Source organism: Streptomyces sp. NPDC032745 (assembly GCF_055579465.1).
This window is the reverse complement of sequence record NZ_JBVING010000009.1, coordinates 158312-178906: the sequence shown is the minus strand read 5'-3', so window position 1 is coordinate 178906 and position 20595 is coordinate 158312. Positions and strand designations below refer to the sequence as shown.

Below are 20595 nucleotides of genomic sequence, written 5' to 3'. Positions count from 1 at the left end.
GCTTTCCGATCACTCGGTGGGCCTGCTCCACTGCGGCTTCCAAGCCGCTGAGCAGGCCCTTGGCCGTCTGGGGAACAGTCGTGGGAGTGTCCGTCGGAACCTTGCCCGTCCGGATCAAGGAACACATCGCCTCCGCCGCCCGGGTCAAGGAGGCGAGCGCTTCGCGGGTCATGCGCAACCGGACCACGTGAGAACCGAACTGACGTCGCGATGCCGCGAGGCTCTCGTACTCCTGGGCTGTCAAGGCGAGCAGCTGCACCCCGTCGACGACCACATGGCGTGGCACTATCTTCGTCATCCTGACCTTCCCGGCGCCATGGGTAAACAGCCCTCTTTCACGCACTCTTCCTATCAATCGAGACACAGCGGTGAGGGTTGGGGCCCAGAGGCCCGCAACCCTCACCGGCATCGGATGGTCAGGCGCCCCAGCGCAGCGCGATGGTGTCGCCCACGTTGATGGCCTTCTCCCGGAGCGCACCGGCGAAGGAGGAGCCGTCGACGCTGACCTTCCAAGTGTTCGAGCCGCTGTTGGCCTTGCCGTTGACACTGGTAATGGTCCCTGTGCCGGAGGACGGGGTCACGGCTGTGACGCAGCCCGAGGGCGTGGCCGCGCTGGTCGCGGCGGCCAGAACATCACCGAGGGTGGTGGTCGTACCCGTCGGAGTGAAGGCCACAGAGCAGACCTTCAGGTTTCCGGTGCCGTCGTCGACCGTCAGTGCCAACTTGGTGGCCGTCCCGGAGGTGAAGGTCGACTGGGCGACCCACTGCGGGGCGCCCGGGGTGACCGGGACCGGCGGGGCGGTGGTGAAACCGCCGCCCGCGACCGCGCGCAGCGCGTCGATCGACGAGTAGGCCGAGGGGGTGGTGTCGGAGGGCTTGTACTTGAAGCCGCCGGCGGGGTTGTACTGGTTGGCGATGAGGAAGTCGATCGGGGTCTTGCCGCTGCCGGTGAGGAAGTCGCCGGTCTGCGGGTTGAATCCGCAGGCGTTGAGGCCCGCGACGCCCCAGCCGTTGGAGCTGGTGTTGACCCCGTACAGGGAGTTGAACGCGCCGGTGCCCGAGACGAGGGTGCTCTTGAGGAAGTTCTTCGCCTGGACGACGTCCGTGTCGGTGTTCGGGACCCCTGAGACGCACAGCGCGGCCATGGCGGCGCCCGTCATGTCGACGTCGCTCGCGGAGTTCAGGACGGTGGAGTTGCCCTCGGCCTTGCTGAAGGTCCAGCCGCCGTCCACGTGCTGGTTGGCGCGGATGCGGGTGACCATGGAGTCGGTCAGCGCCTGCGGGACACGGTTGGCGCCACCCTGGGTCTTGGCGCCGCCCAGCGAAAGGGCCGCGAAAACGGTGCCGTTGAAGTTCCCCGACGGGCCGAAGTAGCCCGCCTCGGCCGTCTGCCAGTAGGAGTAGATGTTCGCGATGAGGTTGCGGGAGGCGGAGACGCGGGCCGGGTCGATGCCCGCGGCGTAGGCGTTCAGGGTGCCGCGCTCGTAGTCGGTGACGACCGGGGAGGCCTGGGGCCAGGCCGCCGTCGACAGCAGGTTGCGGTAGACGGTCCGGGCGTTCTTGGTCGTGTCGCCGCCGGGGTAGACGTCGACGACGGCCGTGCCGGCAGCTGCGAAGGTGCTGAAGGCCCACTCGTTGGACAGCCCGGAGCCGGCATACGAACCATCCGCGGCCTGAAGGGACTTGAGATACGCCACACCGTTGGTCTTGGACGTGGCGATCTGCGCGGGCGACGAGGTGGCGAAGGCCGGCAGTGCGGTGAGGACGAGGGCGCCGAGCGCTGCGGGCACCGCGAGCGTGAGGCGGCGGGGGGTACGGGTACGGGACATGGCCTGCTCCTGGAATGAGGGACGCCGGCCTGACCGAGGCTCGTGCGGGCGGGCAGCCCGGAGCGCGGTGGCGGCCGTCCGAACGCGTGGTACGGCTTGTGAATTGCCTCGCCGCACGGGCATTCGGGCTCGGGAGCGGCCCCCTGCCGTCCCACACCGCTGCGCGTCAGCCCCGGATTCGCACCAGGTTCCCCCATGTGGCAGCCCAGGACGCTACCCGAGCGATCAAAGGTCCGCCAGCCGCCGACGCGGCCGGCGGTCGTGCGGGACTGGAGCCAGTGCCGCGTGAGACGCAGGCCACCTTGACGCTGTCTTTATCCACGTGTTCCACTCCGACTGATAAGCACTCAGCTCCAGGGGAAGCCGGTCGAAATCCGGCGCTGACCCGCAACCGTAGGCCCGGGACCGCCCGGGCGAGTCGGAATGCCTGGAGCCAGGTTTTGCAGCGAGAAGCGCCGTCGCGGACTACGGCGTGGTTCGAACGGCTCTCCCGTCACCTCACGCCTTCGAGAGCCCTTTTGCCACGCACAGGTCCGCCCGGCCGACACGAGGGGCCGTGGTGGGGACCGCAGAGCAATCACAGCAACGCATGCGCAGCAAGGGACTGCTGTCGCTCATATCGGCGGCACTCCTGACGTTCGCCGCGAGTGTGGCCTTCGTGGGTGGAGTCGCCCCCGCCTCGGCCGATCCGATCGAGCAGTGCACCGCCACCACGGGCGCCATCGTCGCGGTCGACTTCGGTCCGTTCGGCGGGAAGGTCGAGCGCGGCTGCGACACCACGCCCACCACCGGTTACGAACTGCTGCACACCGGCGGCTTCACCACGGAGGGCACCGTCCACGACGGTGACGGGTTCATCTGCCGCATCGGCAAGGGCACCGGGACGCAGTACCCCACGCCGGAGAAGGAGGAGTGCGTCCTCACCCCGCAGGCCACGGCCTACTGGTCGTACTGGATCGCCTCCCCCGGTCAGAAGAACTGGACCTACAGCCCGCTCGGCGCGATGGCGCGTACGCCGAAGGCCGGCGACGTCGACGCCTGGGTGTTCGGCGGCACGGACGTCGGCGGCACCTCCGGCAAGCCCTCGTTCTCCCCCGACGACGTGCGGGCCGGAGGCGGGACCACGCCCGACCCGACCGTTCCCACGGCTCCGCCCACCGTGCCGGCAGGCAAGGTCGACGCGCCCGCCGCGATCCGCTGGATCACCGGGAAGCTCACGGACGGAGAGCGCGTCGTCGACGACGGGGCGACCGCCCCGAACCACTTCCTCACCACCGAGGCGGTCTTCGCCCTGGTGTCCGCCGACCCGAAGAGTCCGGCGGCGAAGAAGGCGGCCGACTTCCTGGCCACGCCCGCGCAGACCGACGCGTACGCCTACCCGGCCGGCAAGGACGGCATCCCGGACGCCACCGCAGCCGCCCGACTCGCGCTCGTCGCCGAGTCCACGGGCAAGGACCCGCACGCCTTCGGCGGGCACGACCTGCTCGGCGATCTCTTGAAGTACGTCTGCCCCCGGGACGCGGGCGACGGCGACCCGGTCGACGGCTGCCTCACCAAGGGCGACTTCCGCACCACCGGCCAGTCCGACGCCCAGGCCATGGCCGTCATCGCCCTGCTGAACGGCGGCGTCACCCCGCCCGCCGACGCCGTGAACCGGCTGACCGGCCTCCAGTGCGAGGACGGCGGCTTCACCGGCATCCTCATCCGCACCGGTGGCTGGTGCGACAGCGACGCCAACTCCACGGGCCTGATCACGCTGGCCCTCAAGCGGGCCGGCGGCCACGAAGCCGTCGTCCAGAAGGCCCGCGGCTACCTCAAGAAATCCCAACTGGTGACCGGCGCCTGGCCCTCCGCCTCCTACATGACCACCGGCAGCCCCGCCTCCACCGCCTGGGCCGCCCAAGCCCTGCGCGCCCTCGGCGACGACGCATTCGCCGATGCCGGTCTCTCCTGGCTCTCCCGCCACCAGTTCCCCGCGGGCGGCTTCGGCTTCGAGGAGGACGACACCGAATCGCGTCTCTTCGCCACCGCCCCCGTCGCCGTCGCCACCGCCAAGAGCGACCTCGTCGCGCTGACCACCAAGAAGAGCGATCCTCCGACCACGCCCCCGGCCGGTGACGGCCCCGACCTGAAGAAGGCGGTGGCCTACCTCACCGCCCCCAAGCAGCTGATCCAGGGCCGCTACTACGAGAGCAGCCCCGGCTTCGCCGACTACGGGATGACCATCGACGGCGCCTACGCGCTGGCGGCGACCGGAGGCGACGACGCCACCCTGCGCAACATCGTCGACTTCCTCGACAAGGGCGGCAAGGACGGCAAGGGCCGCACCATCGACGACTACACCCTCATCGGCACCAAGTACGCCGGCGGCGGCTCCATCGGAAAGACGGCCCTGCTCGCCGAGGCGGTCGGCCGCGACCCGCGTGCCTTCGGCGGCCACGACCTGATCGCGGCCCTCGCCAAGGGCACCTGCACCGCGAAGACGGACACCCCCCGACAGTGTGCGGCCAAGGGCAACTACACGTACGCCACCTCGGTCTTCTCCCAGTCCCTCGGCGTCATCGCCCAGCTCCGCGCCGGCGAGAGCGCTGCGGCAACCGAACCGATGGCCTACCTCAAGAGCCTCCAGGAATCCTCGGGCGCCTGGCCCAGCCTGATCGGCGAGAAGAGCGCGCCCGAGGTCGACTCCACCGCCATGGCCGCCATGGCCGTCGACCTGCTCCCCGACGCCGACTCCCAGACCGCTGTCTCCAAGGCGATCGCCTGGCTGGTGGCCCAGCAGAAGGAGGACGGCGGATTCCCGGGCGCCTCCGGCAACTCCGTCAACTCCGCCGCCCTCGCGATCCAGGGCATGTCCCTGGAGGGCACCAAGTACGCGGACAACATCGCCAAGGCCCGCAAGTTCCTGGCCACCCAGCAGAACACCGACGGCGGCTTCAACGTCATCAAGGGCGGTCAGCCCGGTTCCGACGTCCGCGCCTCGACGCAGGCCGCCGGGGGGACCACCGGCACCTCCTTCGCCCTGCTCAAGCGCGACCTCACGGGTACCACCCCGAACCCCATTCCCACCCCCACGGGCGGCACGAGCGGCGGGTCCGCGGGCACTTCCTCAGGAGGCAGCGGCACCCCCGTCATCGTGACCCCGGGCGAGGACTCGGGCGGCACCGGCACCGGCGGGGCCGGGTCCGGCGGGGGTCCGCTGGCCTCCACGGGCGCCCAGGTCGGCACGCTCGCCGCCGCGGCCCTGGCCTTGGTCCTCGGCGGCTGGGGCCTCACCCGCGCAGCGAAGCGCCGCCGCGCGACCCCGGGGAGCGAGGGATGAGCCGCGGCCGATTCGTACGGGCCCTGGCCCGGACGGCCTCCGCGCTGGGCATGACGGTGGCGGCGTTCGCCGCCACCGCGGCCCCGGCCGGCGCCGCCCCGCAGGCGATGGGCCAGTGCACCACGTCGTCGGGCGTGGTGCTCGCCGTAGACTTCAGTCGTTGGGGCGGGCCGGTGTACCGCTCCTGCGGTACGACGCCCACCACCGGGTACGAGCTGCTCAACCAGGGCGGCTGGGCCACCACCGGCACCGGCCACGACGGACCCGCCTTCATCTGCCGCATCGGCTACAGCGGGTACCAAGGCGGCAAGCAGTTCCCGACCGCGCAGCAGGACGACTGCGTCCTGACCCCGCCGGCCTCCGCCTACTGGTCGTACTGGCACGCGAACCCCGGCCAGAACACCTGGGAGTACAGCCAGCTCGGCGCCATGCTCTACAAGCCCAAGCCGGGCAGCGTCGACCTGTGGATCTTCGGCGGGACGAACATCGAAGGCACCGAGGGCAAGCCGACCGTCACTCCCGATCAGCTCCGCGCCCACAACACCCAACCGACCGGCGGCCCGGCACCCAAGGACACCCGCACCGCCAAACCGCTCCCGCCGAACGTCAACACCGGTCCCAGGCCCGAGAATCCGCCCCAGGGAGCGCCGGCAACGACCCCGCCTCCCAGCCCCACCGATTCGCAGAGCCCGTCCCCTTCGGCGAGCCCGACCGAATCCGCCGCGACCCCGTCGGCATCACCGTCGACCGACGCACCCGCCATGGCGGCCCCGTCGCCCGGCCTCCAGGTAGTCGAAGCAGCGCCCGCCGCCGATGCGAAGCACGATGTCGGCTCGTACCTGCCCGCCGTCGCCACCGGGGCCCTGGTGCTGCTGATCGGCGCAGCAGCGGTCTTCGCAGCCAAGCGCCGCCGGCGTACGGAGTAGGCGCGTGCCACGCACCACCACGGCGGCAGCGCCGAAGCCGCCCGTGTCCGGCCCCGCGCCGGACACGGGCGGCCGCCGCCTGCCCCGCACCCTGCACCCGGTCGCCTGGTGGGTCTGGGCGCTGGCCCTGGCCACCGCCGTCAGCCGCACCAACAACCCACTGCTACTCTTCCTCGTCCTCGCGGTCCTCGGCTACGTCATCACCATGCGTCGGACCGAGGCGCCCTGGGCCCGCGGGTTCAAGTACTACCTGTACCTCGCCCTCACCGTGGTCGCGATCCGCGTGACCTTCCGCGCGATCTTCGCCACCGGCATCACCCCGCGCGACCACTTCCTCTTCTCCCTCCCCCACATCCCCACCCCCGACTGGTACGCGGGCATCCAACTCGGCGGCCCCGTCTCCCTGGAGGCCCTCCTCTCCGCCGCGACGGACGGACTACGCCTGGCCTGCATGCTCTGTTGCATCGGCGCCGCCAACACCCTCGCCAACCCCAAACGCGCCCTGCGCGTCCTGCCCGGCGCCCTGTACGAACTCGGCGTCGCCGTCACCGTCTCCCTCAGCGTCGCCCCCCAGCTCGTACAGAGCGTGCAGCGCGTCCACCGCGCCAAGCGGCTGCGGGCAGGCCGCTCGAAGGGGCTGCGGGCCCTGCGCGGCATCGTCGTCCCCGTCCTCGAGGACGCCCTGGAACGCTCCCTGCGCCTCGCCGCCGCCATGGACTCCCGCGGCTACGGCCGCGCCGGCACCGCCACCCGGCGCTCCCGCCGGGCCACCGGCGCTCTGATGCTGCTCGGCATGTGCGGCCTGTGCGCCGGGGCGTACGGACTCCTCGACGCCACCGCCCCCAAACTGCTCGGCCTTCCCACCATGGGCGCGGGCGCCCTGCTCTGCTTCGCGGGGCTGCGCCTGGGCGGCCGCCGCATCACCCGTACCACCTACCGGCCCGACCCCTGGCGGGCCGCCGAATGGGCCGTGGCCGGCTGCGGAGTGCTGTCCGCCGTGCTCCTCTTCGCCAACGTCGGCTTCAACGCGGCCGAGCTGAACCCCTCCATCTACCCGCTCAGCTGGCCGACCCTGCCTCTGGTCCCGGCGGCCGCGATCCTGCTGGCCGGCACCGCGGGCTTCCTGGCTCCTCCCCCGGCACCACCCGCCCGACCGACCGTCCCCGCACAGCGCACCGAGGAACCCAAGTGATCCACTTCGACCAGGTCTCCGTCCAGTACGAGGACACGGCCGAACCGGTCCTGCGCGATGTGGACCTCACGGTCGAGGAAGGCGAACTCTGCCTGGTCGTCGGCCACACCGGCGTCGGCAAGTCCACCCTCCTCGGCACCGTCAACGGCCTCGTCCCACACTTCACCGGCGGCACCCTCTCCGGCCGCGTCCTCGTCGACGGACGCGACACCGCCACCCACCCACCACGCGAACTGGCCGACGTGGTGGGGGTCGTGGGGCAGGATCCGCTGGACGGGTTCGTCACGGACACCGTGGAGGAGGAGCTCGCCTACACGATGGAGCAGCTGGCGATTCCGGCCGCCACCATGCGCAAGCGCGTCGAGGAGACCCTCGACCTCCTCGGCCTCGCCGACCTGCGCCACCGCGCCCTGCACGAACTCTCCGGCGGCCAGCAACAACGCGTCGCCATCGGCTCGGTCCTCACCGCCCACCCGCGCATCCTCATCCTGGACGAACCGACCTCGGCCCTCGACCCCACGGCCGCGGAGGAGGTCCTCGCCGCGGTCACCCGCCTCGTCCACGACCTCGGCGTCACCGTCCTGCTCGCCGAACACCGCCTGGAGCGCGTCGTCCAGTACGCCGACCGCGTCATCCACCTCCCCGGCGACGGCCTCGTCGTCTCCGGCCCGCCCGCCGAGATCTTCCGTACGACGTCGATCGCGCCGCCGATCGTGGAGCTCGGCCGGGCTGCCGGCTGGGATCCGCTCCCCCTCTCCATCCGCGACGCCCGCCGGGCCGCAGCGCCCGTGCGCACCCGGCTGACCGGCACCACCCCCGGTCCGGCCCGCCCACCACTCGACGCGGACCGGCCCAGCCTTCTCACCGCCCGCGGTGTCACCGTGAGCTACCAGGGCGTGCCGGCCGTACGCGAGGTGGACCTGGCCCTGCACGGTGGCGAGGTCACCGCCCTCATGGGCCGCAACGGCTCGGGCAAGTCGTCCCTCCTCTGGGCCCTCCAGGGCTCGGGCCCCCGTTCAGCAGGCACCGTACGCATACCGACGGACGCGGCGGAGCTCGCCGACCCCCGCAAGCTTTCCGCCACCGAGGCCCGCAAGCTCGTGGGCCTGGTCCCGCAGACCCCCACCGACCTCCTCTACCTGGAGACGGTGAAACAGGAACTCGACCAGGCCGACGCGGAATCGGCCGTGACCGCCACCGGCACATCGGCCCGCGTCATTCTGGATCGCCTCGCACCCGACATCCCCGACACCACACACCCACGCGACCTGTCGGAGGGGCAGAAGCTGGCGCTGGTCCTCGCCATCCAACTCGCTGCCGCCCCGCGGGTGCTGCTCCTCGACGAACCCACCCGGGGACTGGACTACCGGGCCAAGGAACAGCTCATCCGTATCGTCGACGACCTCGCCGCGGAGGGCCGGGCCGTCGTGATCTCCACGCACGACGTCGAGTTCGTGGCCCGCGCCGCCGACCGCGTCGTCGTCATGGCCGAGGGCGACATCGTGGCCGACGGGCCCACCACCGAGGTCATCGTCGCCTCCCCCGTCTTCGCCCCGCAGACCGCGAAGATCCTCTCCCCGCTCCCGTACCTCACCGTCGCCCAGGCGGTCGCAGCCCTCGGCGACGACACCGGAACGGACACCGCCTCGTGACAGCACTGAGCCCCGCCATCAAGATCCGGCCGCGGGCCGCGGCCGTCATCGCCATGGCCGCTTTCCTGGGCATCGTCGCCTTCTTCTGGCCCTTCCTCGTCGCCCCGGGGAAGTTCGGCTCGAACTACGCCCCGCCCCTCATCTTCGGCGTCCTCCTCGTGATCGTCCTCTCCGTGGTGATCTCCGAGATCGCCGAGGGCGGCATCAACTCCAAAGCCCTGGCCATGCTGGGTGTCCTCTCCGCCGTCAACGCCGCCATCCGCCCCCTGGGGGCCGGCACCGCGGGCATCGAGACCGTCTTCTTCATCCTCGTCCTGGCCGGCCGCGTCTTCGGCCCCGGCTTCGGCTTCACCCTCGGCTGCACGTCCCTGTTCGCCTCCGCGCTCATCACCGGCGGGGTCGGCCCGTGGATGCCGTACCAGATGTTCGGCTGCGCCTTCGTCGGCATGCTCGCCGGCTTCCTCCCCCGGGCCACCGGCCGCCGCGAGGTCGCCCTCCTGGCCACCTACGGCTCCATCTCCGGCTACCTCTTCGGCTTCCTCCTGAACCTCTCCTTCTGGCCCTTCTCCCTCGACCCGAACAGCTCGATCGCCTACCTGCCCGGCCTCCCCTTCACCGAGCAGTTCCAGCGCTACCTCGCCTTCGACCTGGCCACCTCCCTCGGCTGGGACACCGGCCGGGCCGTCACCAACTTCCTCTGCATCTGCCTCGCCGGGCCGGCGGTCCTCACGGTCTTCCGCCGCGCCGCCCGCAAGGCCCGCTTCCAGGCCCCCATCCGCTTCCAGCCCACTGCCGCTGCGTCTAGGGCTACGGGCGACACAGAGACAACGGATGGCTCGAGGCTGCCTCATGACCAGCCGTCCAGTTGACTCAGGTGCTCGCGGCCTGCTGGATCACTGAGCAACACAGCCATCACTGACCGGAGCACGGCAAGGGTCACAGCAGCAGCGACACTCCCCTTACTCCATGGGCGCCCGGCGCCCGCAGCTTGCTCAAGCGGAGCCACGACATGGCGCGGGACACGAAGGTTCCGTGGCTGCGTACGGACCGGGTTCCCCTGGAACTGATCATGAAGCGAGACTCCCCCATCCCCTTCCGAGGTGGTATCCGACGTATCGAGCCCGCCAAATGCGACGAGCGGTTCCCAGGGCCGTGCCCAAAGAAGCGGACCGGGAAATGCGGAGGCTGGCATCCGACCACGCGACCTGCGGAACGCTTTTTCGACGAATTCATCCGAGATGCCGCCTCCGGGCTCTATGTACGAGCGACCGTCAAGGTGAAGCGGGCGGCGTTCGAGTTCTGGACCCCCACTACCGATCACACTGCGTACCTCGACGCGACATCAGGCGAAGCGCCCGCCGTCATGCAGAAGCAACGGCAGGTCCGGCGCCCCATGGAGGACGGCGACCCCACGTGCCGGGTCCGGCCGCCGGCCACGCCGGACCACGAGACGGCGCCACTCCCCTACATCCCGGCACCCCGCTCACCGAAGTCCCTCCCGAGCACAAGGCCTGCCGTGACAGGGGCACCACCGATCGCCTACCGAGGCAAGTGCGGTGCAGGAGTACAGCCATGCGGGGCACCGCGCGCCTCTATCCCGCCGGATGGCTTTGCAACGACCACCGGCCATAGGCGACAGCTCGCTACCCGAGGGGCATCCTCGCCGCTGCAGATCGCTCCCACGGCATCCCGCTCCTGACCGACCCCTACCGTCCGGATCAGCACTTACCAAGATCCGGACCATTTCCGGACCAGCCGCCGCCGGATGGCCGCGTAAGCTGCCGTTTGAGCAAGTCAGGGTGGGTGCGATTGCTGTACCACCAGGAGACGAAGAACCTGCTTACAACCTCGACGTCCGCGCCCCGTACACATGATGGCCAGTACTCGCTCGCGGGTTCGAGGCGCCGCACTCATGCCTACGACGTCACTGCCGTGCCTTCGATTCGGCATTCTGATCGCGAAGGCGCCCGTCTGTTGCAAGCCACGCTGCCCGATTTCCGCGGCGAGGCGAGCCCTACTCCTTGCTACAGAGCGTTACACCGAGCAGCGTCAGGTCTCGATCGCCACTGCGACCCAACAACAGGACGCCAACAGAGCTGACGAACTGTCATCAAAGTCAGCATTGGTCCTGGCAAAGCTGACCCCAGCTGGTCATACCTGGGAAACGCCAGGGGCCCGGAGAGGGCCTCCCGGGGCCTCCCGTCGTGGGCCTCTCCGGAACGATCTCCGCACGGGATGCGGTCTCTCCTCGGCCGCTGTCAGCCGGTCGACCTACTGCAAGAAAGCGCAGGTCAGCGCACCCGACCCCGCGCCTTCAGGGAGACAGGCGGGAGTTGCGGAGCAGGGATCGGGGGGCCGTCGTAGCCCTTCACTTCGCCGTACCTGGTGCCTTCCATCCAGTCCTTGCGGGCTTGTACGATCTCCTCGTTGCTCCGGCCGATCCAGTTCCAGAACAACATCGTCATCCACACGTGCCGCTACCTGGACTCCCAGGACATGTGGACGGGTGGCCGCAGTCTGAACATCAACCCCAGGCGCGAGGTCGCGGTCGCCGACCACAACGGGCAGGCGTACGTGATGGACCACCGCACCTGACCCGCCCGACACGAGGACGGCAGCCATGGCCAGGCACACGCCCCGCCATGGCCGGGCCGGGCCGGGCCCGCCAAGCCTCCCGCCGCAACTCCCGATGTGGACGGTTCGCAGACTCTTTCGGGGCGGCCATACGTGTGGCTGAGCGTGCTACTTGGCCGGTCTGGTCCGGTAGCACGCTCATCTTCCGCTAGCACTCCTCGGTCGCCCTGGGCCCAGGCGACATCCTCGAGTTCCTACGGCGAGCCGGCCTGGAACCCTACGACGTCCACCTGGACGACGCGCTGCTGATCGAGTGGCGCCGCGGCGGACCGGCCGTCTGGAGCCCAGATCCCGGCGCGGAGCGAGCGGGCGTGCGGCCAGTGGCTTCTGCCGCAAGGCACCGACACTGCGTCGGGCGGGCCGTCCGACGCATTGGGTCCCGACTGTCCTGTGACAGCGAACCTGGACCGTTTGCCACCGAAGCTGGACCGGCCATCCCACCGGTCTGCGGCGATATGACTCGTACGCCGATAGCGCCGCCAGGCACGTGCGCGGCCCGGCCATTTTCCCCGTGGGCCCTGCTGGTAGCCGACTGCGGGCGATCGGTCCGCTTCCGGTGGACCTGACCCGAACGAGTGGCCATGGGAGACGCGCCGAGTCGACGGCCCGCGGCGGATCGATTCGCCGGGCGCGGCCCTCCTAAGGTCGGTCCCGTAGTGACCCCTTGATCATCTTCAGAAGGGATCCACCCTGCATGAAGCTCCGCAATGCCGTCGCCGCCGTCCTCGGCGCCCTCGCGCTCACCGTGTCGATGTCCGGATCGGCGCTGGCCGCCACCGGCGAGTTCCACTACAAGTTCAGCGACACCGCCGGCGACGAACTGAGCGTCACCCTGCCCGACCCGCGCAGCGGCGAGTGCATCAACCTCTACGCGGTCGACTCCTACAAGTACCCGCCCGGCTACGCCCCGCACAACGAGACCGACGCCTGGGTGACCGTCTACACGGACACCAACTGCGACGGCGACGAGTGGAGGCTCAAGCCCCACGGCCGTCAGGCCTCCGACCGCCTCCTCGTACGCTCGGTCCGCTTCGACGAACCCGTTGAAGGACATCCGGCCGCCGGATAACCACCCGAGTCAGAGACTCTCTCGAAGGCGGGGGGTGACCGGGGGGCCTCGGGGAAGCGACAGCCGCCCCCCGGTCAGTCCTCAAGGGCTGTCCCGCAATCCCTGGTGGATCAGCGCACGGCGTCAGATGCGGTGCATCGCAAGGCACCGCGCCTACAACTGATCAGCGAAGACGAGGCGCGGGCGGTGATGGTGCTCCTCGGTCTCCTCGAGGAGCACCCCCCCAAAGCGAGGACATCCGCCGGGCCGCGGACGAGATGCGGTTCCGGATCGGCTCACGCCTCGCCTGACCCTCCCCCGGCGGCAGGCCGGCTGCGGCTACGGCGCCGGCTCGTCTTGAAGGCGAAGGTGGTCAGTCTGCTTCGCGAAGCTGGGGTCTGATCGGCGCCGGTCGTAGACCGTCTCGGGCCGGATACCGGCGGCGAGGGGCGCCTGGCGGAGTACGCCATAGGCGGCGAGGTGCTCGTAGAAGGCAGTCCACTGCGCATCGGTGGCAGCGGCGCCATGTTCCGGGGTGCTGCGGGTGGCGGTGGCCCGGTCCATGGCTTCGGCGAAGCCGCGATCGCGGCGACGGCGCTGGTAGACCGTCGCGCTGGTGATGCCGACCTCAGCCGCTGCCTTCGTCGTCGCCATCCCGGCCCGCAGATACACGAGGAACTGGCGACGGCTACTCTGCGCAGATTCAGTGAGCCGGCACAGCCGCCAGTCCGCTCAGCCAACCGCCCAACCCCAGGTCACAAGCGTGACGACTGCTCACATTCACTGACCGGCGACAACTTCCTCGTCCACCCGCCCATCACACCTACCCCACCAGTCGATGGATCAGCACTCACGAAACTGAGACAGCGTCACCCCTGACGCGAAAGGGCCCAGGACAGCGATCGCACACCGATCTCTCACGTCCAAGACAGTGACGCCAAACCCGAAACAAGCCCCGCCCAGCATCAACGCCCCAAGGACTCACTGTCTCTCACACCGCTGTCCCCGAGCCGAGAGATCGCAACGAAGGGTCAGCGGAACTTACCTGGGCCCCCTTCGGGCCAGGCGGCGTACGGGGTAACCCGGTAACGGCCCCCGGGCCGGTCGAGCCACGGGCCCGCAACCGGTGACGTCCGCGCGGTCCTCTCGGCGCGCGCCGGGTCCGACCGGGAGGCCGGTGCGCCGGCCGCGGCCTCGCGCAGCAGCTTCGCGGCGTCGGCGGCGGGCCTCGCCTGCGCGGGGGGGCTGCGCCTCGTGCCACATGCGGGCAGCCTCCACCAGCGCCACCAGAAGCGTGAGCACCACCACCGCGCCGCCGCCCCGAGCGGCACGCGGGCCCGCTCCAACACGCACGCCGACGCCCGCCATCCCGCGCGGGATTTCGACGGCGCGGCTCAGGACGGACAGACTGCCTGGAGCAAGAAGAAGAAGATCAACAAGCGAAGACGAAGACTTCACCGAAGAGTTGTCCCGTAAAACGATCTACGTCTCGGGGCTGACGGGGTAGTCGGGGTGATCCCCGTAAGGTGACGCGAGGTCGAGCAGGTCGTCGCATGGCCGGGTCTCGCCGTCGTACTGGCAGTCATCGCGGTTTTCCCACGGCAGTTCGGGGTCGCCCGTGTCACCACCGAGTGCTTGTCCCACGCGGGGCTTCAGGGAGCCAGAGGAATCCGATGCATCCCGACGAGCCACACGCAGCTGCTGTCACTCAATCGAACAGCCCGCCGTCAGCAGGGGCCTTGGAAGGTTCCTGCGAGGGCTGACTCCCGTATTGGAGGAATCCGGCGCCAAAGCCGCCGTCAGCAGAACCATGACCATCGCCGACGGCGGCTACCCGGGCACCGGACTTGTCATGCCCCACCGCCGCCGCAAAGGCGAAGAACTGCCCGAGTGGAAGCAGGCGCACAACAAGTCCCACAAGCAGGTCCGCGCCCGCGTCGAGCACGTCTTCGCTCGCATGAAGACCTGGAAGATCCTCCGTGACTGCCGCCTCAAAGGCGACGGCGTCCACCACGCCATGCTCGGCATCGCCCGCATGTACAACCTCGCACTCGCCGGATAGGGCAGCGAGCACAGCGGCCAACCTTGCCCCAGGCGACAGAAGATCATTTACGGGACAGCCCTGAGGTGGCGATACGTCGTCTCCATAGGTTCTGTCACCTGCCCGGACGCGGCCGCGTTCGAATCCACCGCCGAGCGCGACGGCTTCCGGGCAGCGTCCCGGTTTTCCTCGGTCGCGGTCACGCTCAAGAAGTCCGTCACGAGCAACGCCGCATGGGTACCGGCGCCGATCAGGACCTCGGATTCCATGAAATGGCGATAGCCCGGGCGTACAGGCGGGAGGGAAGATCGTGATTCTCTCGGCTCGCCTCGGGGCCAGGAACTACTGTCGCGATAAGCCCTCGCTGGTCAGGCGTGCTCGTCCGATGGCTGCTGGGCAGGCTGGACCGACCAGCTTGGCGGCTCGTCGTTGCCTGAGTCCTCGTCGCGCTCCGCGTCGGCGGCTGTCGCATGGATCTTGCCCGACGCGTGGTGGACCGGCGCGTATACGGCGTAGAGCTGCAGGGTCTCCTCACCGATGTTGGTGACGTTGTGCCAAGTGCCGGCGGGCACGAAGATCGCCCAGCCATCCTCGACCTCCCGGTCGAAGTCGAGTCGATCCTTCGTGCGGCCCATTTGGACGCGGCCCCGGCCTGCGTCGAGTCGTAGGAATTGGTCAGTCTCCGGGTGCGCCTCCAAGCCGATGTCCTCACCCACCGGGATCGACATGAGGGTCAACTGAAGGTACTTCCCAGACCAGGCGACCGCGCGATAGTTCGTGTTCTCGAGCGTCGCCTTCTCAAGGTCGAAGCTTTGAGGTTCCGGCCCAATGTCCTTGATGGTCATACTTCTCTCCCGGTCAAAAGCGAAGGCGGTACATGGTTGCGGTCTTGCGCCAGCCCACGTCAATATTCCCAGAGCCCTAGGCTTTTCTGACCACGGAACGCGAGCCGCTACCGCACAAATGCCCGCGACCCGGTGCCACATTCCGCCGTGCGTCCGGTCGTGTCGTCGACCGGCTTCGTGCAGTCGATGACAGGCCTGTCGGCCAGGCGTCGGCGCGACACCTCCATGATCGAGTGCCCGTCCGCGCACTCCAGCACGATCCGCGACCGCTGAGCCAGAGCCTGGGCCGTTGTACGACGACGCACACAGCCGTCCAGCACAGCCCGCTGGGCATCGTCACCAACGTCGTCCGAATCCTTTTTGCGAATCAGCGCATTCGGTTCGCGTTCGTACCACTTCCGCATCTGCGTTTGCGTCCGCAGCCTTGTCCACGTCTTTCTTCGCCCAGCTGCAGCGTTCCCGGCCACAGGCCGGGGCCAGCGCCGGGACATGACCCGAGCCGGCCGCCCACCGCCAGGCGGCAACTGGAGATTCTCCTCCGATCTCGACACCGCCTTCCTCGCCGCCAGCGCCACCCACGTCTACATGCGAACGGAAAGGGGAATCCAGGCATACGAACTCATTAAGTGCAAACCAGACTCAACTTGCCGTGGTTGCGACCTGGAGGCCATCTGCCGGCCACTGAGGTTGGGAACGCGCCGGCCGCGACCGGGCGAACGGACAGAGGCCTGCCCGGTCACCGCACGGAAGCGGGCCGCGCACCCCCAACGAAACCGCGAGCCAAGGCCAAGGCACGGTTGGACGCCCCCGCCCCCGCCGCGGCGCCGCATCGCCCAGCCCGCCCCGCACCCGGAACGGGAGCCGCAGAGATCGCGGAGCTTTGCCGCGCGCCGCACGTGTGACCAGGCCCGCCATCGCGCCGCTGTGCGGGTGTCAGCTGGCTCGGGTGCGTGTCTCTTCGGGGGCGTGCGGTCTGATGGTGGGCGTGCCGGTCCAGCTGGCGAGTATGCCGAGGGCTTCGGCCGAGGGGGAGGCGGGCTCAGGGGTCAGGATGACGAGGGTCTGGTCGGGATCGTCTTCGACGGCCAGGGCCACGTAGTCGAGGCTGAGGTCGCCGACGAGCGGGTGGTGCAGGAGTTTCGTGCCGGTGGTGTGGGCGAGGACGTCGTGGTCGGCCCACATGCGGCGGAAGGCGTCGCTGTGCAGGGAGAGCTCGCCGATCAGCTCGGTGAGCTGTGGGTCGTCCGAGTGGCGTCCTGCGTACAGGTGCAGCGTGGCCACGCAGTCGCCGGCGGCCTTCTCCCAGTCGGCGTACAGGCTGTGGGCCGCTTCGTCGAGGAAGACGTAGCGGGCGAAGTTCCGATCGCGGTGGGGTCGGGCCTGGAAGTCGGTGAAGACGGCGGAGCCGAGCCGGTTGGCGGCCAGGATGTCCATGCGCCGTCCCAGGACCATCGCGGGGACGGCGAGGGCGTCCAGGGCCCGATACAGGACGGGGCGGACCCGCTGCGGGCTGAGCGGCCGCTTGCTGCGGGTGCGGGCAGCGGTGGGCTGGACCAGGTCGAAGAGGTGGGCGCGTTCGGTGTCGTCCAGCCGCAGGGCGCGGGCGACGGCGTCCAGGACGGTTTCGGAGACGTTCTGGGTGCGGCCCCGCTCCAGGCGGACGTAGTAGTCGACGCTGACCCCGGCGAGCTGGGCGACTTCCTCGCGGCGCAGCCCCGGCACCCGCCGGGCTCCGGGATGCGGGGCGAGGCCAGCCTGCTCGGGGGTGATCCGGGCTCGGCGGGTGCGCAGGAACTCACGGATCTCGGCGCTGCGGTCCATGCATCCACCGTACGGCGGGCCCGGGCCCGCCAGTGTCCTGGAAGGGGGTACTGGCAGACCCCTGGAACAAGGGTGCCCCGTACGGCGGCCCACGCGGTGGCTGCGGGTGGTTGCCTGGATGGCGGGCTCAGTGCGTCGCGCTGATCATGGCACTCGACGGTCGGCCCTGGCGGGCGTCCGCCGCGAGCGGCTGCTCCGCCCCCGGGCGTGAGATCGCCCGGAAACCGAGGAACGGAACTTCTGATGAAGCACATCTCACTGGGTGGTCTCGACGTCTCCCGGATCGGTCTGGGCGCCATGTCGATGTCCGGCTATTACAACGTCGGAGAGGGCAGCGACGCCGAGTCGATCCGCACCATCCACCGTGCACTGGACCTGGGCGTCACCCACCTCGACACAGCCGAGATCTACGGCCCCTACACCAACGAGGAACTGGTCGGCCGGGCTCTCAAGGGGCGCCGCGACCGGGTCGTGCTGGCGACCAAGTTCGGCTTTGTGCAGCACTCCGGTGGCGGCCCCGGCGTCATCGACAGCAGCCGGTCGAACGTCCGCACCGCCGTCGAGGGCTCCCTCAAGCGTCTCGGCACCGACTACATCGACCTGTACTACCAGCACCGGGTCGACCCGAGCACTCCTATCGAGGACACCGTCGGGGCACTGGCCGAGCTGGTCGCCGAGGGCAAGGTCCGCCACATCGGCCTCTCCGAAGCCGGCCCCGACACCATCCGCCGCGCCCACGCCGTGCACCCGGTCACCGCGCTGCAGACCGAGTACTCCCTGTGGACCCGGGACGTCGAGGCGCAGATCCTGCCGCTGCTGCGCGAGCTGCACATCGGCCTCGTGCCCTATTCGCCGCTCGGCCACGGCTTCCTCACCGGCCAGATCCGCTCCACCGACGACATCGCCGACGACGACTGGCGCAAGACCAACCCGCGCTTCACGGGCGAGAACTTCCGGCGCAACCTGCGCATCGTCGACGAGGTCGAGGCCGTCGCCACCGAAGCGGACGCTAGCCCGGCACAGATCGCCCTGGCCTGGCTACTCGTCCAGGGCGGCGACATCGCCCCCATTCCCGGTACCAAGCGCGTCGCCCGGGTCGAGGAGAACACCGCTGCCGACGCCATCGAGCTGACCGACGCGCAGGTTGAGAGGCTGAACAACCTCACCCCGGCTGCTGGCGAGCGCCACGACGAAGGAAACATGGCCGTCATCGACCGGTGACGGGTCACACAGGACGACTTCGACACTCAGAGCCGTGGCTCGCTGCGGCAGCGCCGCCCCATCAGGGGGACCCCGTCACCCGGCCGAGACACCGCGCGGGTCGTTTTCGCCTGCGGCGATGGCGATCTCGGCGACGCCACCGGGCCCCCGATGCGGTTCGCAAAGAAGCACGGTGACGTGCAGGCGCGTCCAGCGTTGTGCCCGGCATGGACGAGACACCGGACCTGCTGCACACCCTCCTCGACGGCGTCACCGAACCCCGCCGGAAACTGATCAGCGAAGACGAGGCACGGGCGCTGATGGTGCTCCCCGGGCTCCTCGAGGACACCGCCCAGAGCGAGGAAATCCGCCGGTCCGCGGGCGAGATGCGGTTCCGGATCGGCTCACGCCTCGCCCTGACCCTCCCCCTGGCGCCAGGCCGTGCTCGTCTACGGCACAGCCTCGTCTGCAAGGCGCAGGTGGTCGGTCTGCTTCGCAAAATCACTGTCTGATCTGCGCCGGTCGTAGACCGTCTCCGGCCGGATCCCCGCGGCAAGAGCGGCCTGGCGGAGCACCCCCTGGGCGGCGAGATGCTCGTAGAAGGCAGTCCACTGCGCATCGGTGGCAGCGGCGCCGACGGGTTCCGGGGTGCTACGGGCGGCGGCCCGGTCCATGGCAGCGGCGAAGTCGGCGTCGCGGCGTCGGCGCTGGTAGACCGTCGCGGTCGTATGCCGACCTCGGCCGCCGCCTTCGTCGTCGCTATCCCGGCCCCGGAGACTCGAGGAACTGCCGGCGCTGCTCCGGCGTGAACCGGGAAGGACGGCGCTCCGCCCGCTTCGCGGTCGCGGCCGCCACCGGGTGGCACGCGGCGGCGAATGCCGGCTGCTCGCTGCGCCAGTATTGGCCTGCCCGGCACCGTCGAACAGGATCTGGGACGCCAGGCTGGCAGACGCACCCAGGGCCAGGAGCCGCAGGTAGGCCGCGCGGCCCACGATGCCCACCATCTCGGCACTGTCCGAGTCCACGCCGGCCAGCGCGGGCGCCAGCCCCGTATCGGTGCGGGCCGCGCGGAACATCTCCCGGACCGGCACTCCCAGATCCTCCGCCACCGCCTGGAGGGCCTCACCGCTGCGCAGCCGGGCCAGCAGCGGGGACGTGCGGGTTGGGAGCTTTCGGGCATGAGCGCACCGTAGGACGACGCCCCACCCTGCCGGCCCTCCCGACACACCCCCGCGCAGGCGGACCCGGGCGACGGTCACCCCTACGTGGGGCGTACGTGCGCTGGTCACGGAAAGACGCCGGACCAGGCTGCCGAACCGCAAGCGCCCCGGTCGCACCGCAGGCGGTGCCAATGGCGTCCGCTCAGGTACCCGGGAACAGCCTCAGCAAAGAGCACCGCCAGCACGACCGCGGCGCCCCAGGCGGATCGCTGCATGTTGGTCTGAGGCCGTAAGCGCCGGCGCGGCTGGGCCTGCGGGGCCTGGGGCGTGTGACGCGAGTGCGCGGAGCTGGGGGCTGTCAAGTCACGACTTTCAGTGGCGTGACGCAGCGGGTGCGCCGGGGCGTAATGGAAGAGCAGCCAGAACGGCCCTCCCCTCCACCCCCCGCTTTCAAGGAGCACCCCCCGATGAACGGCATCCGCACCCGGCGCCTTGTCCTGCTCACCGCATCGACGGCGCTGGCCGTAGGAGCCGTCTCCATGTCGTCCAGTGCATTCGCCGCCCCGTCAGCCCCCCACACCGCCCACACCGCCCACATCACCGCAGCCCCCACAGTCGTCAGCGACGTGCGCGACGAGAACTCCACTGACGCCGAGGAGCCCGACGTCAAGCACGAATCCCGTGACGGTAGCGCCACCGGCGGTGACGCACCCGAGATCTCCAGTGATGACGGACGCGACACCAACTATGACGGTGAAGTCGTCTCGAACAAGGTCAAGTACGTCAGGAAGACGAATACCTCGAGCCCCGCCATCTACGTAGGGGGCGGCCCGTCCGTCGGCAAGAAGTACGCCACGAAGATGTCGAGCACCGCCGTGTACATGACGGACCTCGGCAAGAGCAGCTGAGCCCTACGCGGCCCCTG

At 69.9% G+C, this 20595-nt stretch carries 19 protein-coding genes, 2 pseudogenes and 1 riboswitch; of the genes and pseudogenes, 11 read left to right on the top strand and 10 right to left on the bottom strand.

Translation table 11 applies throughout. The annotated features are described in order from the left end of the window. Positions 1–416: 416 nt before the first annotated feature. Complete coding sequence (locus ACZ5WG_RS23990) at positions 417–1829, bottom strand: prenyltransferase/squalene oxidase repeat-containing protein (RefSeq protein ID WP_468725775.1); 1413 nt, start codon at positions 1827–1829, stop codon at positions 417–419. Between the two features lie 97 nt (positions 1830–1926). Further along, a riboswitch (cobalamin riboswitch) is annotated at positions 1927–2060 on the bottom strand. A gap of 358 nt (positions 2061–2418) precedes the next feature. Between ACZ5WG_RS23990 and ACZ5WG_RS23985 the strand changes: the two genes are divergently transcribed. From ACZ5WG_RS23985 to ACZ5WG_RS23965, 5 genes are read left to right on the top strand one after another with little or no spacing between them, the layout of a single operon-like run. After that, positions 2419–5151, top strand: coding sequence for a prenyltransferase/squalene oxidase repeat-containing protein (locus ACZ5WG_RS23985; RefSeq protein ID WP_468725773.1), 2733 nt, complete (start codon positions 2419–2421; stop codon positions 5149–5151). Beyond that, positions 5148–6077 (top strand): hypothetical protein, encoded by a 930-nt coding sequence (locus tag ACZ5WG_RS23980; RefSeq protein WP_468725772.1) that lies wholly within the window; start codon positions 5148–5150, stop codon positions 6075–6077. The genes ACZ5WG_RS23985 and ACZ5WG_RS23980 overlap by 4 nt, the downstream gene beginning before the upstream one ends. Positions 6078–6081: 4 nt before the next feature. Continuing rightward, on the top strand, positions 6082–7269 hold the full coding sequence (locus ACZ5WG_RS23975) for an energy-coupling factor transporter transmembrane component T (protein WP_468725770.1): 1188 nt from the start codon (positions 6082–6084) through the stop codon (positions 7267–7269). Beyond that, positions 7266–8921 carry an ABC transporter ATP-binding protein gene (locus ACZ5WG_RS23970; RefSeq protein ID WP_468725768.1) on the top strand — a complete coding sequence of 552 codons (1656 nt, stop codon included), beginning with the start codon at positions 7266–7268 and terminating at the stop codon, positions 8919–8921. The genes ACZ5WG_RS23975 and ACZ5WG_RS23970 overlap by 4 nt, the downstream gene beginning before the upstream one ends. Before the next feature lie 53 nt (positions 8922–8974). Beyond that, the gene (locus ACZ5WG_RS23965) at positions 8975–9790 is read left to right on the top strand and encodes an ECF transporter S component (protein ID WP_468725971.1); all 816 of its coding nucleotides are present in this window, start codon (positions 8975–8977) and stop codon (positions 9788–9790) included. 67 nt (positions 9791–9857) lie between these two features. Here the strand turns inward: ACZ5WG_RS23965 and ACZ5WG_RS23960 are convergent, their stop codons facing one another. After that, on the bottom strand, positions 9858–9992 hold the full coding sequence (locus ACZ5WG_RS23960) for a hypothetical protein (protein ID WP_468725766.1): 135 nt from the start codon (positions 9990–9992) through the stop codon (positions 9858–9860). Between the two features lie 1220 nt (positions 9993–11212). Beyond that, positions 11213–11380: pseudogene (locus tag ACZ5WG_RS23955) on the bottom strand (pirin); the annotation flags it as partial. Between ACZ5WG_RS23955 and ACZ5WG_RS23950 the strand changes: the two are divergent. Together ACZ5WG_RS23950 and ACZ5WG_RS23945 are read left to right on the top strand one after the other, a co-directional pair. Then, positions 11349–11516 (top strand): hypothetical protein, encoded by a 168-nt coding sequence (locus ACZ5WG_RS23950; RefSeq protein WP_468725764.1) that lies wholly within the window; start codon positions 11349–11351, stop codon positions 11514–11516. The pseudogene ACZ5WG_RS23955 and the gene ACZ5WG_RS23950 sit on opposite strands and share 32 nt — an antisense overlap. Positions 11517–12249: 733 nt before the next feature. Beyond that, positions 12250–12624 carry a hypothetical protein gene (locus tag ACZ5WG_RS23945; RefSeq protein WP_468725763.1) on the top strand — a complete coding sequence of 125 codons (375 nt, stop codon included), beginning with the start codon at positions 12250–12252 and terminating at the stop codon, positions 12622–12624. 318 nt (positions 12625–12942) lie between these two features. Here ACZ5WG_RS23945 and ACZ5WG_RS23940 read toward each other — a convergent pair whose 3' ends face one another. After that, positions 12943–13257 (bottom strand): hypothetical protein, encoded by a 315-nt coding sequence (locus ACZ5WG_RS23940; protein ID WP_468725761.1) that lies wholly within the window; start codon positions 13255–13257, stop codon positions 12943–12945. Positions 13258–14085: 828 nt separating this feature from the next. After that, positions 14086–14247: a hypothetical protein gene (locus ACZ5WG_RS23935; RefSeq protein WP_468725759.1), complete on the bottom strand. Its 162-nt coding sequence runs from the start codon at positions 14245–14247 to the stop codon at positions 14086–14088. A 130-nt stretch (positions 14248–14377) separates the two neighbouring features. Here ACZ5WG_RS23935 and ACZ5WG_RS23930 point away from each other — a divergent pair. Then, positions 14378–14665, top strand: a pseudogene (locus ACZ5WG_RS23930) (transposase); the annotation flags it as partial. Between the two features lie 47 nt (positions 14666–14712). On the opposite strand, the gene ACZ5WG_RS23925 reads toward ACZ5WG_RS23930, so the two are convergent. The 4 genes from ACZ5WG_RS23925 to ACZ5WG_RS23910 form a co-directional block, all read right to left on the bottom strand. After that, positions 14713–14913: a hypothetical protein gene (locus tag ACZ5WG_RS23925; protein WP_468725757.1), complete on the bottom strand. Its 201-nt coding sequence runs from the start codon at positions 14911–14913 to the stop codon at positions 14713–14715. A gap of 99 nt (positions 14914–15012) precedes the next feature. Then, positions 15013–15489: a cupin domain-containing protein gene (locus ACZ5WG_RS23920; protein ID WP_365958083.1), complete on the bottom strand. Its 477-nt coding sequence runs from the start codon at positions 15487–15489 to the stop codon at positions 15013–15015. Between the two features lie 107 nt (positions 15490–15596). Next, on the bottom strand, positions 15597–15893 hold the full coding sequence (locus ACZ5WG_RS23915; RefSeq protein WP_468725755.1) for a hypothetical protein: 297 nt from the start codon (positions 15891–15893) through the stop codon (positions 15597–15599). Positions 15894–16422: 529 nt separating this feature from the next. Continuing rightward, on the bottom strand, positions 16423–17310 hold the full coding sequence (locus ACZ5WG_RS23910; protein ID WP_468725753.1) for a helix-turn-helix transcriptional regulator: 888 nt from the start codon (positions 17308–17310) through the stop codon (positions 16423–16425). A 243-nt stretch (positions 17311–17553) separates the two neighbouring features. Between ACZ5WG_RS23910 and ACZ5WG_RS23905 the strand changes: the two genes are divergently transcribed. After that, on the top strand, positions 17554–18531 hold the full coding sequence (locus tag ACZ5WG_RS23905) for an aldo/keto reductase (RefSeq protein WP_468725752.1): 978 nt from the start codon (positions 17554–17556) through the stop codon (positions 18529–18531). Between the two features lie 206 nt (positions 18532–18737). Further along, positions 18738–19022 carry a hypothetical protein gene (locus ACZ5WG_RS23900; protein ID WP_468725750.1) on the top strand — a complete coding sequence of 95 codons (285 nt, stop codon included), beginning with the start codon at positions 18738–18740 and terminating at the stop codon, positions 19020–19022. On the opposite strand, the gene ACZ5WG_RS23895 is transcribed toward ACZ5WG_RS23900, so the two are convergent. After that, the gene (locus ACZ5WG_RS23895; RefSeq protein WP_468725748.1) at positions 18960–19619 is read right to left on the bottom strand and encodes a hypothetical protein; all 660 of its coding nucleotides are present in this window, start codon (positions 19617–19619) and stop codon (positions 18960–18962) included. The two genes, ACZ5WG_RS23900 and ACZ5WG_RS23895, sit on opposite strands and share 63 nt — an antisense overlap. Positions 19620–20137: 518 nt before the next feature. Between ACZ5WG_RS23895 and ACZ5WG_RS23890 the strand changes: the two genes are divergently transcribed. Beyond that, positions 20138–20578 carry a hypothetical protein gene (locus tag ACZ5WG_RS23890; RefSeq protein WP_468725747.1) on the top strand — a complete coding sequence of 147 codons (441 nt, stop codon included), beginning with the start codon at positions 20138–20140 and terminating at the stop codon, positions 20576–20578. Positions 20579–20595: the final 17 nt, after the last annotated feature.

What these genes read in the sequence shown, in the direction of transcription:
- ACZ5WG_RS23990 (WP_468725775.1), bottom strand. Translation starts at nt 1,829, where the DNA reads ATGTCCCGTACCCGTACCCCCCGCCGCCTCACGCTCGCGGTGCCCGCA.
- ACZ5WG_RS23985 (WP_468725773.1), top strand. Translation starts at nt 2,419, where the DNA reads ATGCGCAGCAAGGGACTGCTGTCGCTCATATCGGCGGCACTCCTGACG.
- ACZ5WG_RS23980 (WP_468725772.1), top strand. Translation starts at nt 5,148, where the DNA reads ATGAGCCGCGGCCGATTCGTACGGGCCCTGGCCCGGACGGCCTCCGCG.
- ACZ5WG_RS23965 (WP_468725971.1), top strand. Translation starts at nt 8,975, where the DNA reads ATGGCCGCTTTCCTGGGCATCGTCGCCTTCTTCTGGCCCTTCCTCGTC.
- ACZ5WG_RS23960 (WP_468725766.1), bottom strand. Translation starts at nt 9,992, where the DNA reads ATGATCAGTTCCAGGGGAACCCGGTCCGTACGCAGCCACGGAACCTTC.
- ACZ5WG_RS23945 (WP_468725763.1), top strand. Translation starts at nt 12,250, where the DNA reads ATGAAGCTCCGCAATGCCGTCGCCGCCGTCCTCGGCGCCCTCGCGCTC.
- ACZ5WG_RS23940 (WP_468725761.1), bottom strand. Translation starts at nt 13,257, where the DNA reads ATGGCGACGACGAAGGCAGCGGCTGAGGTCGGCATCACCAGCGCGACG.
- ACZ5WG_RS23925 (WP_468725757.1), bottom strand. Translation starts at nt 14,913, where the DNA reads ATGGAATCCGAGGTCCTGATCGGCGCCGGTACCCATGCGGCGTTGCTC.
- ACZ5WG_RS23920 (WP_365958083.1), bottom strand. Translation starts at nt 15,489, where the DNA reads ATGACCATCAAGGACATTGGGCCGGAACCTCAAAGCTTCGACCTTGAG.
- ACZ5WG_RS23915 (WP_468725755.1), bottom strand. Translation starts at nt 15,893, where the DNA reads ATGCGGAAGTGGTACGAACGCGAACCGAATGCGCTGATTCGCAAAAAG.
- ACZ5WG_RS23910 (WP_468725753.1), bottom strand. Translation starts at nt 17,310, where the DNA reads ATGGACCGCAGCGCCGAGATCCGTGAGTTCCTGCGCACCCGCCGAGCC.
- ACZ5WG_RS23905 (WP_468725752.1), top strand. Translation starts at nt 17,554, where the DNA reads ATGAAGCACATCTCACTGGGTGGTCTCGACGTCTCCCGGATCGGTCTG.
- ACZ5WG_RS23900 (WP_468725750.1), top strand. Translation starts at nt 18,738, where the DNA reads ATGGACGAGACACCGGACCTGCTGCACACCCTCCTCGACGGCGTCACC.
- ACZ5WG_RS23890 (WP_468725747.1), top strand. Translation starts at nt 20,138, where the DNA reads ATGAACGGCATCCGCACCCGGCGCCTTGTCCTGCTCACCGCATCGACG.